3 protein-coding genes are annotated in these 19,506 nt (G+C 46.8%); 2 read left to right on the top strand and 1 reads right to left on the bottom strand.

Features of this window, described 5'->3' with window-relative positions:
- Positions 1 to 9 precede the first annotated feature (9 nt).
- Positions 10 to 567, bottom strand: coding sequence for a GbsR/MarR family transcriptional regulator (locus WA381_RS10390; protein WP_014999724.1), 558 nt, complete (start codon positions 565 to 567; stop codon positions 10 to 12).
- A gap of 768 nt (positions 568 to 1,335) precedes the next feature.
- Between WA381_RS10390 and WA381_RS10385 the strand changes: the two genes are divergently transcribed.
- Positions 1,336 to 18,600, top strand: a complete 17,265-nt coding sequence (locus tag WA381_RS10385; protein ID WP_156086990.1) for a tandem-95 repeat protein — start codon at positions 1,336 to 1,338, stop codon at positions 18,598 to 18,600.
- Positions 18,597 to 19,367, top strand: a complete 771-nt coding sequence (locus WA381_RS10380) for an outer membrane beta-barrel protein (RefSeq protein ID WP_156086989.1) — start codon at positions 18,597 to 18,599, stop codon at positions 19,365 to 19,367. The genes WA381_RS10385 and WA381_RS10380 overlap by 4 nt, the downstream gene beginning before the upstream one ends.
- Positions 19,368 to 19,506 lie beyond the last annotated feature (139 nt).

Genomic DNA, 19,506 nt, shown 5'->3' with positions numbered 1-19,506 from the left:
AAGGCCCCCTTAGTTAACGCTGTTTTTCCCCGGAAGTAGCTTGTCCTTAAGCTCAAGCATACGGCCCACGCCAGAACCCAACTTCATCAACGTGTTTAACTTTTCAGGCCCAAGATTTTGAAGCTCTTCAGACCATGCCGTAATTGATTCGAGTAAATCGTGAATTTCGTTCAGTTTATGTTGTGCATTTGCCTCTTTTTCATTGGCAGGTGCGTCAAGCAACAAATCACGCAGTAGACTCATGGTTGGGTCTATCTCGCGCTTTCTTCGTTCTTCGAATACTCTATTGGCCAATGTCCAAATATCGCCAGCCGGAATAAAAAACTCTTTTCTCTCACCAGGAACAAGATGCTGTTTAACTAAGCGCCATGACTGAAGCTCTTTTAAACCCATGCTGGTATTGCCTCTGGATATGTTGAGCGCATCTGCAATTTCCTGCGCCGAAATGGGCTCTTCGTTTAAAACAATAAGCGCAAGAATTTGCCCAACTGTTCTGTTGAAACCCCAACGACTTCCCATTTCGCCAAAGTGCATTACCGCAGATGTAATTAAAGGCGTCATTTTCATTTTTACCTTCCAGAAGTTTCAGAAATTACTGAAAGTTTAGTTATTAGTTTGATCAAGATCAATAGAAAGAGAATAAAAATAAGAAAAATTTAATGGCGAGGAGCTAATTACCCGAATTTAGGATGACCCAAAATAACGCAACGAATGCTTGATGTATTTGAGTAAAAAAACGTTTCAAATCCAAAAGAGTGCTAAGTGATAACGTCTGATGGAGGTTTGTTTTCTTTCCATCTTTATGTTTTGTTCGTGATGAGGGAGCACGGCCTTTAATAGGAACTGAGTTTACTCAAAACATGGATTTTTGACCTCTTGGTTAATTATAAAGCTTAACTCTGAGATGTGGTTCAATACGTGAGTATTGATTTTTATACCAATATGAAGGTGTGGGTTTTAAATAATATCGCTCGATAATAAATCTAATGATTCATACAGCTAACTAAATTTGGGGGTTTAGTAATTGCTATAGGGGTTTACCCCTATCCTTGTTGTCTTATCCTTATGTCTACTGTCTTTACACTTTTCAACGCGTTATGGTCTGCTTTGCTCAGTAACTCTATATAAAATAAAGAGATATTAGTTTTTGTTTATTAATAGTTACTGCTTTCTATCTGGCGAGAAGTTAAATCTTGTACTAGTTTTCAGGTTTTATCATTTGAATGTATTCAATGGTTTTTTACGTTGAGTTCGATGAAAACAAGCATGAAGTGATTACAACTGAACCCGATAGCTAACTGTTTTAAAAAGAAAAAAACGAATGAAAGGAAAGGCATGATCCGCACATTGTCCAAAGCCATCATCGGTACTTCATTGCTCTTAGGCGCATTGCAAAGCGCGCAAGCAGCAACCCCTGTCATCACAAACTCACCGCCGCAAAGCGCGTTTATAGGGGAGTCATTTTGTTACGACATACCGTTAATTAACTCAGGTACAACAGGGTATGGCCCTTATCTTCGCGTTATTCATGATGCTGACTTAACATTTAACGGTGCGACGTTTATAGGAAGTAACAGCGCTACGGTTAATGTAGGCACGTTTGACACCGTTGCGAACAACAATGAGCTCGAAGATCCTATCATTGCGCAAACCGTTGCGGGCACTGAAGGGTTCAGTTTTTCAACGGTAGATATCCCAGTGGGCTCGGTTGTAACCAATGGCCCTGATCTAACTACAAATGTTTGTTTCACTATAGACAGCAATGCAACGCCAGCGGAAGCGTTTGCTATCGAGGTAACGCCTGTTTATGAATTTGGTGACACAGCAACAGGTGATAACGGCCCAATAGTGGGAACAACGCAAAGTGCGTCGGTTGAGGCAGCCCTCTACCAAGTAACTACGCAAAGCTCTGCTGCGGAAAACGAGCTTGCTGCGGGCCCAAGTTTTTCAGCAACCGTTACACATACGTTAGATGTTGCAAATGGCCCTACGATAGACAGCTTACAGTTCACAGATGTTTTAGACAACGGTGTTCAGTATAGCAATCAAGCTACGATAACTGGTGGAACTGGGTGCTCTATAAATAGTCAACCCTCTACGTCAAACCCCGGTGGCATTTTAGATGTTTCGTGTGCTTCTGCTACGGGAACAAGCAGTGCAAATGATGTGCGCGTGAGCTACCCCATGCATTTTATTAATGTCCTGAATGCGCAGCAGTGCAGTGCGTCAAGTATTGTGCATCCGCTTGACTTTAATGCGAGTTTTAACGGCAATGGGCTTACCCAGGTTTCTAGCAGTGACACGGTTACGGCAAAGCATGTTGCAATACAGCAAGGTGTAAATACAGGAGAGTCAAGTCCCGGCAACACACTTACCGTTACTAACTCAATCCAAATTTCTGATTACGTATCGGTAGACTCTTTAATTCTTAACGACACCATAGCCGATGGCGTCGATTTTTCATCTGATATCACGGTTAACTATGGTGGAAGTACGTTTAACATAACGAGGCCTGCTTCAAGTACTGATGCCAGTCAAAATGAGGCCATCACTTACAACGTTACTAACGCAACAGGCACGCTTCCGGGGGGAAGCGTTTTGACGGTTTCTTACACCGTAGATATTCAGCAAAATTACGTTGGTGGTTACACAGGGGTTGATAGTAATGCCCCTGTCGTTGCTAACGATTCACTGTCGTTTTCTCAAAGCGCACAATATAACGTAGCAAGTGGTGCGTCGAGCTGCTTGGAAGGCTCAAGTGCTTCGGTCTCTATTGAAGGTATTCGTACCTCTAAATTTCTTGTTGACGGTAACGGCGATACAACCACACAACTATTACAGTACGCACCGGGTGAAAGCGTTATCTATCGTTTGCGCATGGATATTCCTTCTGGCGATACTAACGACATTGTATTTGTAGATTTTCTTCCTTTGCCCGTTTTCTTAATCCCAGAAACGACTGTCGATACAAATTCAAATATTGCGAGCAACACCAGCTTCTCTTATACCGCTGAGAATACCGTAACAACCCTCACACCTACAATCACGGTATCATCCGCTGAAAACAGCGTAACATTAGATTGGGGCAGTATCTCAACAACCCAAGCTGAAGTACTAGAAGTTGATTTTACCGTTGAGGTAACCGATAAGCCCTATGCTGATGGGTTGGAATTGGCGAACTTATTCCAAGGTACTTCGACCAATACGCCTGATGCAATCACTGCCGATCTTAAGTCAGCTAAAATTCTTGTTCGTGCTCCAGAATTGACCGTTTCACTTGCTACTTCTGCAGGAAACGTAGATGCCGGTGATACCGTTCAGTACACCTTAACAGTAACTAACGAAGGTGGCGCCACATCATTTGACACCACCGCCAGTGTTCCTATCGTTTCTGGCGTGGCTTCGCAGAGCCTTGTATCTGCAACAGTCGATGGGAATGGTGTAGCCTTGGGCAGCGGCTCACTAGCAGATGGTACTTACAGCATACAGAACCTCGCCGCGGGTGAGGTTTACGTGCTTACTTTCACACAAGATATTGCACAAACTGCAGAGCCTAACGATGTCATCACGTCTGAAGCGACGATTGATTGGGCTTCTGCACAGGGGCAGGCTGCGACCTTTGATCCGCAGTCAGATGACGCATTTGTCACCGTTTCAGATATTGCTATTGCTTCAACAATAGTAAGTCCCACGGGGAATGTTGTGGTAGGTGATACCGTACAGTATCGGGTAGACGTGACTTTGCCAGAGGGTACAACGAATGACTTAACGGTAGATATGACGCTTCCTGCTGGCTTTGAATACAGCAATACGTTAACAGTAGACTCTACTGGGTTTGATGGAACGGTCAGTGCCAGCCCAACCGTGACATCGTCTGGCACTGTCGCTAGTGGGCAAACGGTTAGAGCCGTGTTTAACGGCAGTACAACCACTAATAATGATAACGATCCAAGCGATAATACATTTTCAATCACGCTTGAAGCCTTGGTGCAAGATATCGCGCAAAATGCCGCTACAACGTCAACGCAAAGCAAGCAGCTGCAGGTAAATGCGGGAACCAACAATACCACCAACAACGCTTCAGCTACGTCAACTAATCAGTTTGCTGAACATGTGTTAAGTGCAACAACAAGCGTGGCGCCTAGCTCTGGCGTAGAAGCAGGTGATACGGTAACCGTAACTATTGATGTTGAAAATACAGGTACAGCTACCGCTTATGATGTTGAAGTGGTCAGCAATGTTAATACTGATATTTTCACAAATGTAAACGCAGGAACAACCCCAACTGGTTTTACGTATGCACTTCAAACTTCACCAGACAGAGTAACCTATTCAGGTACGGAGCTTGCCGCTGGTGATAGCGTGCAGTTCACTTATACTGCTGAAGTAAAAGCAGGTGCACAGACTGGTTCCTCTTTTGATATTACCGCGCAAGCTACAGGTGATAGCCAAACAGGCGATCAAGCCGTTGAGCGTGACTCTCAGTCCAGTAGCACAGGTACCACGGCCACAAGAGCAATTTCAGCTGACAATATTACGTTGATAGCTTCTTCAGAAACTTTTACGAGTGATTCAGGTACTCGTGAATCGGCTATAGGGGAAGTGCTTACCTACGCGTTTACAACTGTCGTACCAGAGGGACAGACGCTAGAAACTGCTAATCAGGACATTATCGAAGTTATTCTGCCTGCTGGAATGGCCTATCAAGCGGGCACCGCAAAAATTCGCGGAACATTTGATACGGGCTTTACGACTGCAAACGGCGTGTCAATTACTGCGTCAGATACAACTATTACCCCGGTTGTTAGTGGTCAGTCTGTTATCTTCGATTTGGGTGATGTTACAAATAATGACGACGATGCAGGTGATGAAAGTATCACCGTTACACTTGATGTGCTTACCTTAAACACCAGTAACAATAACCGTACAAACAATAAAACGGTAACAGGTGAAGTAAACTATTTAAATGAAAGCAGTGCTAACCAGAGCAACAGTGCGACGCAGAATATTCGAATTGCAGAGCCTAATTTAACAGCAACAAAGGCAGCATCGCCGTCAACCGTTGATGGTGGAAGCGAAGTAACATTCACCGTCACGTTAACAAATACTGCGGGCTCTCGAGTTTCTCGCGCTTACGATTGGTACATCAACGATAACGTACCTGCACGATTTAATACGGTTAGCTTGGTAAGCGCGACGCATTCAAGAGGGGCAGGCATTGATGTAGCAGCCTGTGCAAGCATCAGCGGCAACGAGCTAACGGTTGAGTCTGATAGCTGCGCGGTTAGCGACATTGATTACCTGGAAGCGGGCGAAAGCGTCACCGTTGTGTACACTGCTCAGGTCAATTTTGATATTGCTTTTGAAGAAACCGTAACCAATACCGTTTCAACCTCAGCAACGTCTTTGCCAGGCGCATCAGGTACTGGAAATGCGACGCCAGGCGCAGCCGGTTCAGATACCGGTGAACGTACTGGTAGCGGCGCGAATAACGACTCAGGCCAAAACGTTAACGATATCGCTGATTCTGCTATGGCATCAGTGACCGCCAATGCGCCCACGCTTACGTTAACGACTACTGCAGCCGATGCTGCTATTGGAACTGTGGTTGATTTAACCGCAAGTTTCTCTATTCCAACCGGCACGACAGACAACTTTGTTTATACGTTAGATCTTCCTTCTGGCTTAACGTATACCGGCGACGCCATCACTATTACAACGCCAGTGTCAGATTTCACCAGCACTAATATACCTAATACCACTCCGGCTCAGGGAACCGACCCAGTAGTATTAGATTTTGGTACCATCACCAACAGCGCTTCAACGTCTCAACAAGTTACCATCGCTGTGCCTGTTGAAGTCGCCAATATCTTAAGTAACCAAGCTGGAACAACGCTAACTAGTACTGGTTCACTTAGCTACCAAGACGTAAGCACGCCAGCACCTTCTGCGAATGTTGACGTGGATGTTATCGAACCCAATTTATCTATTACGCAAACCATCATTGCAGGTGCAACAGCAAGTGATAGTGGCGATACGGTAACGTACCGTACCGTGGTAACCAACACGGGGAATACAGCAACTGCGTATGCAGTGACCTTTGAAGATGTAATGCCTGCTGAGTTATTGGGTGGGCCTGACGGCAGCGGCTCTGGTGTTACCTTCTCTGCGATAACGCTAACCAACCCGAGTGACGATGCAGTACTAACCGGCACAAACACAGCACTGACCGTGAGTGATGTGAGTGAGACAACTACGACCAACACTGGCGATACGCTGTCGGTTGCAGCATTCGACCTGCCAGCTCTTGCAAGCGTTACCGTCGAATACAGCGTCGTAATGGCCAACGAAGCAAGCGCTGGTGAGACGCTAACTAATGCAGTTGAAGCAACCTATAACAGTCAGTTGGACGGCAGTGGGCTAAACGGACGTAGTGGCGCCGATGGTACAGACGACGATGATGACACTGCGCTAAATAACTATCGTGAAACAGCTAGTAGTAATGTAACGGTGGATAACACACTGGCTATTCAATCTACACTTAATGCTACACATAGCGATAACGATTTCGCAGTGGGTGAGTCGGTTTCTATAGATGCGCGTATCGATTTAGTGGAAGGCACAATTAGCGGGGTTTCTGTTGTAAATACGCTGCCAGCGGACATTCGCTTTGACAGTATTAGTATTAACAGTCCGGCGCAAATCAGCTATGACGGCGCGGCAACGGCTAGTGTTTCAGGCAACGATGTCACGGTTGATTTTGGCACTGTGAGTAATACCGCTGATGGCGATAGCACCAATGATTACATAACTGTTACCTTTACCGGTGTTGTAGAAAACGAAGTAGGCAACGCGCAAGGTACAACACTTACAAACAGCGTGAATGCATCAGGCGGCGGCGAAAGCGCAGGTCCATCTACTCTCGAGATCGATATCGTTGAGCCAAATCTAGACTCAACAATGACGCTCGATAAAACCTCTGTATCGTTGGAGGATACCTTTACCTTAACTATCGACCTAGGCCACACCTCTAGTTTTGCTGACGCGTTTGAGACCACGTTTAACGTTTCAGTTCCTAGCGGTCTAACTTATGTAGCAAATAGCTTCATGGGGCAAGGTACGATAGATGATACGACGCCTACGCTACTTGTTGTAGATATGGGCAGTATTACGTTGGTAGATGGCAGCAAACAAGTAACCCTTCAGTTCACCGTCGATAGTGATGCTGATGTGGGTAACGCGCTATCTATTGGGTTGACCAATGGTGCATATAGCTCAATGAGCGGCGACACTGCTGACGAGCGAGACTACAGCTTTGCCGATTCAATTAACGTAACAGGTGATATCGCCGCATTCATCGGTGCAACCCAATCAGTTGTGCTATCTGATGATGTCAATGGTAATGGTTTCATTGATGCTGGTGATACCGTATTAGTCACTTCAACGCTAACTAATGAAAGCGATAGTGCCACAGCCACTGACGTTGTATTTACTCATGGGATTCCTGCGAATACAAACTATGTAGCAGGGTCCGCGACAACCACGAAAGGCACCCTTGATGATAGTGCTGGCATTACGGTAAATGTTGGCGATATGGCTTTTGGTGAATCTGAAACCATTACATTCGAGTTGCTTGTTGATGCCAATGTGGCTAACAACACGTTAGTCTCGCTACAAGGTAGCGTAGATTCATCTGACACAGTAGCAGAGCCAACTGATGCTGATGGTAACGATGTAAACGGCGACCAGGCAAACACTTTCAGAGTGGGCACACCTGCAAACACAGCAGATTTAGATATTACTCAGCTAGTAAGTTTATCAACCGATGCTGACACCAATGATGTCATTAGCCCTAACGATACGCTAACCATTACGTATTTACTTGAAAATACAGGTAGCCAAGCGCTATCAAACATTGCCCTAAGCGACGCTATTCCCACAGGTCTTACTTACGTTGCTAATTCGGCGACGGTAAGCGGTGGGCATACGGTTAGTGTAATTGGTAGCTCATTGAGCGCAGATTTTATCACGCTAGCGGCTGGCGCCAGCGAAACGGTTTCTCTTGAAGTTACCATCGACTCACCGCTGGTTGATTTCAACGGCAATGCCGCAAACGAGAGCTTCTCGCTACAAGGTGAAGCTACCAGCGATGAAACTGATACTGTCTATGCCGACAATAACCGTGCAGATAGTGATGGCTTCCAGCCACTTACCTTCAGTGCATCAACGGGCGCAGGCACGCCAGAACTAGAGATTATTCAATACTATGAACTTGTTAACGATGTAGACGGTGATGGGGTTGTTGATCCAGGTGACAGCGTACGCATTTACACCGTGGCAACCAATCAAGGTTCAGCGATTGCAGAAAACGTTTCGTTTACTCAGCCGGTTAATGCAGGCTTAAGCGTAGTAGCTAATACAGCTGTTACTAGCCAAGGTGTTGTAGTAAGCGAAACGCCATTTGACGTAAACGTGGGCGGAATTGCCCCAAGTGAAACGGTAACCGCGTCTGTGGTGCTAACGCTAGATGCTAATGCAGCTGACAACACCGTATTTTCAGTTCAAGCGTTGTTTAGCGGTGACAACCTCGGTGCCAACCAGTTAAGCGACAACGACAGTAACGCTTCTGATGGCGAGAATGCTCTGCTTATTCCGGTTACTTCACAAGCGCAAACCGTATCTGCGCCAACCTTTGCCCTTACCGATACCAGTGATGGTGGTACATCTGGTAACAACTTTGTCCAGGGCGAAACACTAACCCTTACACAAACTGTTACTGTACCTAAGGGGACAACAGACGATTTAAGCTTAAGCGTTACCTTACCTGCTAATGTTTCATTGCTCGCAGGGGCGGGGGAACTTGCTCGTACCTTTAATACTGGCCTTTCTTCAGGTGTCAATCCAGCAAGTATTAACAGTGCTGCTAGCGGCACAGCAGTTAATGTGAACGGCAATATTAGTGTGTCTAACAATACGCTAACGCTTGATTTAGGCAGTATTGTAAATAGCGATAATGATGGTGACACTGAAACCTATGTGTTTAGCGTTGAGCTAGACACCAGCGCGCTAGTGCCTAGTGCGGCTACCCAGGATTTAACCATTTCTTCTGCGCTTAGCTACGTTGATGGGGCAGCTCAGCCTCAGTCATTAAATGCTAACGACGTGACGGTAACCTTGCTCAACCGTGTACCCGCTGCGAATGACGATAGCTTTACGGTAGATGAAGATACAACCAGCAATACGTTAGCGGCCCGTAGCAATGATAGCGATGCAGACAGCGGTCAAAGTATCATCATTACCTCTGTAGCTACGCCAAGTAACGGCGGTACGGTAACTACAGATGGCGCGAACTTGATTTATACGCCGGCAGCTGATTTCTTCGGCACCGAAACCGTGCAATACACCCTTACCGATAGCGCAGGCGGTAGCGACACCGCCACAGCAACATTTACGGTAAGCAATGTTCAAGATGCGCCTGTAGCACAGGCCGACTCAGCCAATACCACTGAAGACACACAAGTGGTAGTAAATGTCTTGGCAAATGATTCCGATGTGGATGGCGATTCACTGTCTATCACAGCAGCTAATTCTAGCAACGGTGCGGTTTCGTTTGCGGGAAGCAACATCACCTTCACGCCTGCACAAGACTTTAACGGTCCAGCACTTGTGACCTATACCATTTCTGATGGAAATGGGAACAGTGATAGCGCGAATCTAACGGTAGACGTGCAAGCAGATAACGATGCACCGGTTGCCACAAACGACAGTGCGAATACTAACGAAGATAATGACGTAATTATTGATGTGTTAGCTAACGACAGTGACGTAGATGGCGATGCCCTAAGTGTTACTGCGGTGTCGGCAAGCGCTGGTGCGGCCTCCGTAAATTCAAATGGCGATGTTCTTTATACGCCACCGGCCGATTTCAATGGCCCTGTTACACTTAATTACACGGTTTCTGATGGAAATGGCGGAACCGATTCAGCTTCTGTATCGGTAACGGTTAATGCAGTAAATGACGCGCCAATAGCTAACCCTGATTCAGGGACGGTGAACGAAGACAGCAGCGTAATTATTGATGTTTTGACTAACGATACTGACGTAGATGGCGATGCGTTGTCGATCACCAATGCAACATCGCCAAATGGTTCAGTAACCTTTAGCGGAAACAATATTACCTTTACACCTACGGCCGACTTTAATGGCGCAACAACCGTAACTTATACCATTAGTGACGGTGCAGGTGGTACGGCATCAGGTACGGTGACTATTAATGTTACTAACGTCAACGATGCACCAGTGGCAAGCGACGACACGGCCAGCACGAACGAAGACACAGCGGTAGTTATTAATGTATTGGCTAACGACACCGACATTGATAACGATGCATTAAGCGTATCAAGTGTATCGGCAACCAATGGTAGTGCAGTAGTTAATGGCGATGGCAATGTGGTGTTTACGCCTGCGGCAGATTACAACGGCAGTGCCACAGTAGCCTATACGGTAACAGACGGTAACGGCGGCAGTGACAATGCGTCGGTGTCTGTAGCTATTGCAGCGGTTAACGACAACCCAATCGCTAATCCAGATACCGCAAGTGTCAATGAAGACGAGTCGGTTAGCATTAATGTACTTGCTAATGATACCGATGTTGACGGCGACAGCTTAAGTGTGGCGAGCGCCTCTGTGACAACAGGTAGTGTGCAGGTTGTAGGTAACCAGGTGAACTACACGCCAGACGCTGACTTCAACGGCAGCGCCACTATTACTTACACCATCGAAGATGGTGCTGGCGGCAGCGCTAATTCAACGGTGGCAGTGACGGTTGTAAACGTTAACGATGCCCCCGTTGCGAATAATGATACAGCTAGCGTTGATGAAGACAGCAGCGTTGTGGTTAACGTTATTGCTAACGATACAGATGTAGACAACGATACCCTTGAGTTAACTGCTGTTAATGCTAGTACTGGTACGGCGACCATTAATAGCGATGGTAATCTTTTGTATACGCCGGATGCCGACTATAACGGTGCTGCAACAGTGACGTATACCGTTTCTGATGGAAACAGCGGCTCTGATTCAGCAACAGTGTCAATTACGGTAAACCCAGTAAATGACAATCCGGTGGCTGTGGCAGATACGGCGAGTGTACAGGAAGACGAAACGGTAATTATTAATGCGCTTTCAAACGACAGTGATATTGACGGAGACACGTTGCAGCTGTCGGCTGCAAGCAGTAGCCAAGGCACTGCAACCATTACCGGCGATAATACGCTTAGCTTTACGCCAAGTGCCGACTTCAACGGTACAGCCACGATAACTTACAGTGTATCTGATGGCGCTGGTGGTAGCGCATCATCCACAGTCACCGTTACGGTTGCGCCTGTTAACGACGCTCCAGTAGCTAATGATGACGCCGGAAGAGTTACCGAAGACTCAAGCACTACGCTTGCTGTATTAGACAATGACACAGATGTTGACAATGATGAATTGAGCGTAACATCTGCTAGCGCATCTGAGGGGACTATTACAGTTAATGCAAATAACAGTGTGACCTATACACCACCTGCTGATTTTGATGGGGCGGCAACGGCCACCTACACTATTTCAGATGGAAATGGCGGTACCGCCACTGCAAGCATTAGCTTTACGGTAGAAGGGGTGAACGATGCTCCTATCGCTTTGGATGACACCGCTGTTGTTGATGAGGACGCTTCAGTAACGGTAGCTGTTCTCGCCAATGACTCTGATATAGATGAAGATGTGCTTTCAGTCTCAGCCGCCTCGTCAGCGCAGGGTAGCGCAGTGATCACGGCAGATAGCCAGGTTACTTTCTCGCCTAATGCTGATTTTAATGGAGAAGCGACAGTGTCATACACGGTAAGCGATGGCAATGGTGCCACTGATACAGCAACGATTACTGTTACCGTTAACCCGGTTAATGATACACCGGTAACGGTGGATGATACGGCCACAGTCGAGGAAGATGGCTCTGTTGCTGTCGACGTACTCGCGAATGACTCTGACATTGATGAAGACGTACTGACTATTTCAGACGTAACCGTTGACGAAGGTTCAGTAGCTATTCAAGGTGGCCAAGTAAGCTACACACCAGATGAGAACTTCAATGGTACAGCAACCATTACCTACACGGTTTCTGATGGCAATGGAGCAACAGCTACAGGTACGCTTGTTGTAACGGTTACCGCTGTTAACGATGCACCTACACTTGCTGATTTCACTGCTGCAACGAACCAAAATGAAGCGTTAACCATCGATGTTATCGCCAATGTTGAAGATGTAGATACAGATGATACGCATACTATCGTCAGCGCCACATCTTCAGACGGCACGGTTGAAATCGTTGACGGCAAACTGGTTTATACGCCGTCTGAGGATTATTCCGGCGAAGTAACCATCGACGTTTGTATTCAAGATGCTGAGGGCGAAGAGGCTTGTGCGCGTATTACCGTTACAGTGGTGTATACAAACATAGGTCCAGTAGTTGAAGATTTTGAATTCACTATTCAAGAAGGAGATAGCCTTCCGATAACGCTAATGGGCACCGACGCAGACGAAGACGTTTTAACGTTTGAATTGGTAACGTTGCCAACAGGTGAAGTGTTAGGTTCAGCCCCTTCTTTGCTGTACGTTACCCCAGAAAATTACAACGGTACGGTACTGTTCAGCTATAAAGCGAACGACGGTCAAGAAGATTCGAACACCGCCAATATCACAGTGAATGTGGTGGCCGTGAACGATGCGCCTGTGGCGGTTGCGGATACGGCTGCTACATTAGACGACACAGCTGTAGAAATTGACGTACTAAGCAACGACCTTGACGTTGAAGGCGATGCATTATCAATACTTGGCGCAACAGCGGATAGCGGCAGTGTCGAAGTTGAAAATGGGATACTTGTCTATACGCCTGCGCTTGGAACGCAAGGCGATGTTCAAATTACTTATACTATTACCGATGCAAGTGGCGCAACATCGCAAGCAAGTGTAATAGTTACTGTTAGTGCCTCTGAGCAAACTGCTCAAACCTTCCCAGTTGTCGAAGCACCAGCGGATATTGAACTTGATGCCACAGGATATCTAACAGAAATTGCACTTGGTAATGCAACAGCTGTAGATGCAGGTGGTAACCCAATACCAGTAACCTTATTGAACGGTCAAACCCGCTTTACGCCAGGGCTACATACCGTTTACTGGCAGGCAACTGACGATGAAGGCAATACGACAACGGTTAGTCAAACTATCCGCGTAAACCCTCAAGTGTCTTTAAGCGATGACGGTGTTGTCACCGAAGGTGGCGCAGCAAGCTTTGATGTACTGCTAAGCGGTAATGCACCTAGTTACCCAGTAACAGTGAGCTACACGGTTTCAGGTACTGCAGATACTAGCGATCACGACCTTATCTCTGGCACTGTCACCATTGAAGGTGGCACACAGGCCACAGTTAAATTCAATATTATCCCTGACACGGTTATCGATGACGGCGAAACGGTAATCGTAACGCTAAATGAAAATGTAAATGCCGGAGAAAAAGCGTCGCAGACTACCACAATTGCAGAAACGCCTGTGGCCCCAGTTGTAGCGCTGTCAGTTGAGCAAGCTAACACTGCAACGTTAACTGTTGGCCAAAATGATGGCTTAGTCGACGTCCTAACGGCTATCAGTCACACCAATCCGGCCGCCGATTTTATCTACGACTGGAGTAATTCAGCACATGAACTTACTAATGTTTCAAATGATGATGGCGTATTTACATTCGACCCTGCTTTAGTAGCGCCAGGTGTTTATGCGGTGACAGTACTAGTAGCAGACAGTGAAAATCCAGTGCTTGTTACTTCACGCACAATTTACATTGAGGTGGTAGAAACCTTACCTGAGCTGACCGGTGCTGACACTGACGGTGATGGCCTGCCAGATAATATCGAAGGCACAGGTGATGCCGACTTAGACGGTGTTCCTAACTACTTAGACAGCATCGCGCTGTGTTCACTTGCGCCAGAAATTGCAGGTGAAAGCGCGCAATATCTTGTTGAAACAAACGCTGGTGCATGTGTAAGCGCGGGTGAATACACTCGTGGCACTTCAAATGCTGGCGTATTGCTACTTGCTGATGACAGCGTTGTGACAAACCGCATTCCAACAGACACAGAAGCAAACAATGTAGGTGGCCTGTTTAACTTCGACGTGGTGAATAATCAGTCTAATCAAGCACAGTTCGATGTGGTTATTCCACAGCGAAATGCCGTGCCAGAAGACGCATTTGTGCGCACTTGGACTGCTGAACTAGGTTGGTTTGATGTCATTGCAGACGGCGACGCAGTAATTTACTCAGCGCCAGGCGCGCCAGGCTTTTGCCCTAACGTTAATAGTAACACTTGGCAAGAAGGCCTTGTTGCAGGTAGCTGGTGCGTGAAGCTGACCCTAACGGATGGCGGAAGTTACGATGCTGACGCTACAACCAATGGAGCGGTTAGCTTTGTTGGTGGAGTAGGCACATTTGTTGATGGCAATACGCTTCCTGACGTTCAAGACGATCAGCTGGCTATTAAGCTTAACGAAGCGGTAGAGGTTGACGTACTGGCCAATGACACAGATGCAGATGGCGATGCGCTTACGCTTACCTCAGTATCGGCTGATTTTGGAACGGCAAATATTGTCGATGGATTAGTGTCATACACGCCACCTGAAGGTTTCGTAGGCACAGTGATGGTTACCTATACCGTGTCAGACGGTATGGGCGGCACGGTAACGGGTACCTTGGTGCTAACTGTTGCTGAGAACAATATTCCTGTGGCAAATGATGACAGCTTTACGTCTGAAGAAGACAAGTCGGTAACCTTGGATGTGCTGTCTAACGATACTGATGAAGACGGCGATACGTTAACCATTACCGAAGTAACAGCGTCTACAGGCTCGGTGATATTGTTGCCAAGCGGTGAGTTAAGCTATCAAGCCCCTGCCAACTATAACGGGGTGGTCACTATTGAATACACCGTTTCAGATGGACATGGTGGCACTGATACAGCGCAGGTAACCCTAACTGTCACTGCAGTGAACGATTCCCCTGTTGCCGTTGATGACACGGCAAGTGTTACCGAAGATGGCAGTGTTACAGTAACCGTACTAACAAACGATAGCGACGTCGACGGCGATGTACTAACAGTAACCATGGCAAGTACTGACAACGGAAGTGTGGTGGTCAATAACGGCACTACCGTTACCTACACACCTGTTGCCAATGTAAATGGTGAGGCAACATTTACCTATACTATTAGCGATGGCTTTAGTGGTACTGATACCGCAACGGTTACCGTAGTTATCGTTGCTATTAACGACGCACCAGTAGCAAATAACGACCAAGCTAATGTAAGTGAAGACAGCAGTGTTATTGTTAATGCACTTGCCAATGACGCTGACATTGACGGCGATACGTTAATCATCACAGATGCAACGGCTAATTCGGGCACGGTAACCATCGGCAGTGAAGGCAATATTGTTTACACACCGCTACCTAACTTTGTTGGAACTGCGATCATCACCTACACCATTTCAGATGGGAATGGCGGTGAAGCGACTGCGCAAATTACGGTGACGGTTGAAAATGTAAATGATGCTCCGACTCTTGAAGGTGCGGAAGTATCTACTAACCAAGACACGCCGCTCAGCATCAATGTGTTAAATGACGCCACTGATATCGACGGCGATACGTTAACTATTGCTAGCGCCGAAGCCACAAACGGCACCCTAGAAATCGTCAATGGCGTTGTGACATTTACACCTGCAGATGGTTTCCACGGTACTGCTACCATTACGGTATGCGTAGCTGACCCGTCGGGCGCGCAAGCGTGTGCGACCTACACGGTAACGGTAATCGACACTAACGATGCGCCAACGGTAATGGACTTAACGTTCACAATGGAAGAAGATGCAACACTGCCAATTCGACTACAGGGTAGTGACGCAGATGGCGACGCGCTAACTTATCAGCTGGTAACATCACCAGAAGGAGAGCTTGTAGGTAGCTTACCTAGTGTATTGTACGCGCCTGAAGCTGACTTTAGTGGCACAACAAGCTTCACCTATACTGCAAATGATGGGGAGGAAACCTCTAACGTGGGTACCGTAACCATCAACGTGACCCCCGTGAACGATGCGCCGGTGGCCCGTGATGATGCGATAACTTTAGGTAACTACAACCCAGCTACAATTGATGTAATGGCCAATGACTCTGACGCTGATGGCGATACATTACGCATTATCGGTGCCCGTGTTGAATTAGGTGACGTTTCTTGGACTGACGATTCACTAACCTATACGCCGCTTGAAGGTTTTGTTGGGGAAATAGTGATTGACTACACCATCACCGACCCTCAAGGCGAGGTAGCTCAGGCATCGGTACTGGTAGATGTAATGCCAGATGACTTGGCCGATCGCCCAGTTATTGAAGTGCCAGAAGACGTGTTCGTAGATGCCAATGCGCTATTTACCAAAATTGACCTTGGCGTAGCCTCGGCGGTCGATAAATTTGGTAATCCATTGCCTGTGTCATTGGTTGATGGGCTAATCTTCTATGAGCCGGGTAATAATACGGCTTACTGGCAAGCGACTGACGAAGACGGCTTAACCTCTGTGGCAAGTCAGGCCGTACGCGTACGTCCTCTTGTTTCCATCACTAAAGATCAAGTTGTACTGGAAGGCCACGAAGTAGAATTTGGTATTCACTTAAACGGCACGTCACCGGTTTATCCGCTAGAAATTCCATTTACGGTAAGCGGTACGGCAGACAGCGGCGATCATGACTTAGTCGATGGCATCATTGTGATGGAGTCGGGTAGTGATAAAACGGTGAGCTTCAATGTTTTCCCTGATGCGGATATTGAAGGGACTGAAACCATTATTATCGAGCTTTCAGATGTGTTGAACATAGGTAACAAATACATTCACGAAATAACTATCCGTGAAGATAACGTGAACCCAGATGTTGACCTGTTTACCGAGCAGGACGGCGAGTCAAGAATTCGGGTTATTCCTACAGGCTCTGACGTGTTGGTAACCTCTCGAGTTGACCACCCAGACCCAACCAACGAGTACGAGTTTGTGTGGACATCACTGGATACAGATATTGCTGATAGCGATAACGTGAATGACACCTTTACGTTTGACCCAAGTGGTCTAGAGATTGGTGTGTACCGAATCCGTGCAACGGTCACCGACGCAGATGACACAGCCTTCACAGACTCGGATACTTTGTATATTCAAGTAGTGGATGCACTACCATCGCCTACTGAACTTGATAGTGATGGTGACGGTGTACCGGATGTTGTGGATGGTCTTGCCGATAGCGATAGAGACGGTATTTTAGATTACCTAGATCCAACGCCTGAATGTAATGTGCTTCCGCAAGAAGTGGCGTTTGTTGACGGCTACATGGTAGAAGGCGACCCAGGTGTTTGCTTGCGCTTAGGTAACTTCTCTGTAAGTAGCGAGCTCGGTGGCGCGAAAATCATAGATGGTGATATTGCGGGCGATGATGACATTGTCCCTGACCCAGAAGCGACAAACATTGGCGGCATTTTCGATTTCATCGCCTATGGTCTACCTGAGGCCGGACAAACGCTGAACATTGTTATGCCGCAGCTTAAGCCAATTCCTGCGAATGCGGTCTATCGTAAGTTTACGCCTGAAAACGGTTGGGTAACGTTTACGGAAAACGCAAACAACCGTTTATGGTCAGTTCAAGGTGAGCCGGGCTACTGTCCTCCGCCGGGCGGCGACTATTGGACCGAAGGGCTAACCGAAGGGCACTGGTGTGTGCAGCTCGAAATACTAGATGGTGGCGTTGATGATGACGACGGTTTGGTGAACGGTACGATTGTTGACCCAGGTGGTGTAAGCGTATTGTTCAACGGCAATACTCAGCCAGTGGCGACCGATGATGCCGTGACTATCATAGTCGATGAGTCTGTAACTATTGATGCCTTAAACAATGATTCAGACCCTGACGGTGACGACTTGCGCATTACATCAGCGACAACGACCTTTGGCACTGTTGAGATCATTGGCGATACCATCGACTACACACCGCCACTTGGCTTTATTGGCGAAGTGATTGTTAATTATGGTATCAGTGATGGAAACGGAGGTTCAGACCTGGGTGTAATTACGGTAACCATTATTGGTAACAATCCTCCACAGGCTGTAGACGATACTGTAACGATAGACGTTGACCAATCTGTAACCGTTAACGTGCTTGCCAACGACTTCGACGAAGATGGCGATAGTATTCGTGTTGTAAGTGCCCAGGCATCAATCGGTAGCGTATCTGTTAACCCTGACGATACATTGACCTTTACGCCGCCTGCTGCATTTACGGGCAATGCTGTAGTCACCTATATTATTGAAGATACACAGGGCGGAACGAGCGAGGGTAGACTAACCATTACTGTTCAACCCGTGACCGTTAGAATTGAAAACTCTGGCGGAGGCGGTGGTAGCATGAACGCTATGCTGCTGATGTTACTGGTATTTGTTATGACACTGCGCCGCTTATTAGCGGCGCAAAGAAAGGGAGTAAAAGCGTGAGCGTAGCTAAGATGAATAGAACTTTTAGGTATGGGATTGTTAGCGCTGTTGCAATGGGAGCAATGTTTTCATTTCCAGCCATGGCTCAGCAATCTAATAAAGAAAGGGATGCTTCCCCTTTTTTAGCTAGCAAAACTCAATGCTTATCTGAAGAGGATGCCTCAAAACTTTCTAAAGAATATGAAAAGTGCACGGCTAAACAGTTTTTCATAAGCGGGAGTTGGGGGAGCGCATCAGGAGATTTCAAGGAAAGGGATGTACAACAAGAAGCCGCAGAGCTAGGCTTTGATGTCTTCGACATAGATATTGATGACACCCGCAGTGCGTGGAAAGCGGTAGTAGGTACCAATATTACCGAAAACAGCTTTATTCAAGTCGGTTATACCGATTTAGGTGATGTATCGGCAGCATTTTCAACCACGACCAACGAGCCATCTCGCTTTTTCAGCGAGACATCGCGTATTCGCCCAACATCAGTAGATGGCTATACATTAAGTGTAGCCTATCAGTTTTTACGTCATGAGGACTGGTTTTTACATGCGCATGTGGGCTTATATTTTTGGCAAGGTAATTACGATTCGTTAGATGTGTTTGAGGATACAGCCCTACTTCAAGACGTTGATGATGAAGGCACGGATTTGTTCTATGGCATTGGCGCTAACTGGCGTATCCACGATGATTGGGTTGCAACGATTGAGTATGAACGTTACGACATAGATGATAATGCTACTGACCTCGCGTCCGTTGGCATTAGCTATTTGTTTTAATATTTGCGGTCTAAGGCCTAAACTACTCGCAAACAAACTCAAGGAAGGGAGGGGAAACGCCTCTCTTCCTGAGATCTACTTTTCCGATATAACATGCTTTCTCAGCCATAAGTTGTTATCGTGTGGGTTACTCTACGGA

Source organism: Alteromonas sp. CH_MED4-4 (genome assembly GCF_037029575.1).
Taxonomy (GTDB): domain Bacteria; phylum Pseudomonadota; class Gammaproteobacteria; order Enterobacterales; family Alteromonadaceae; genus Alteromonas; species Alteromonas macleodii.
The sequence above is the reverse complement of the archived record's forward strand: the minus strand, read 5'-3'. Positions and strand labels throughout refer to the sequence as shown.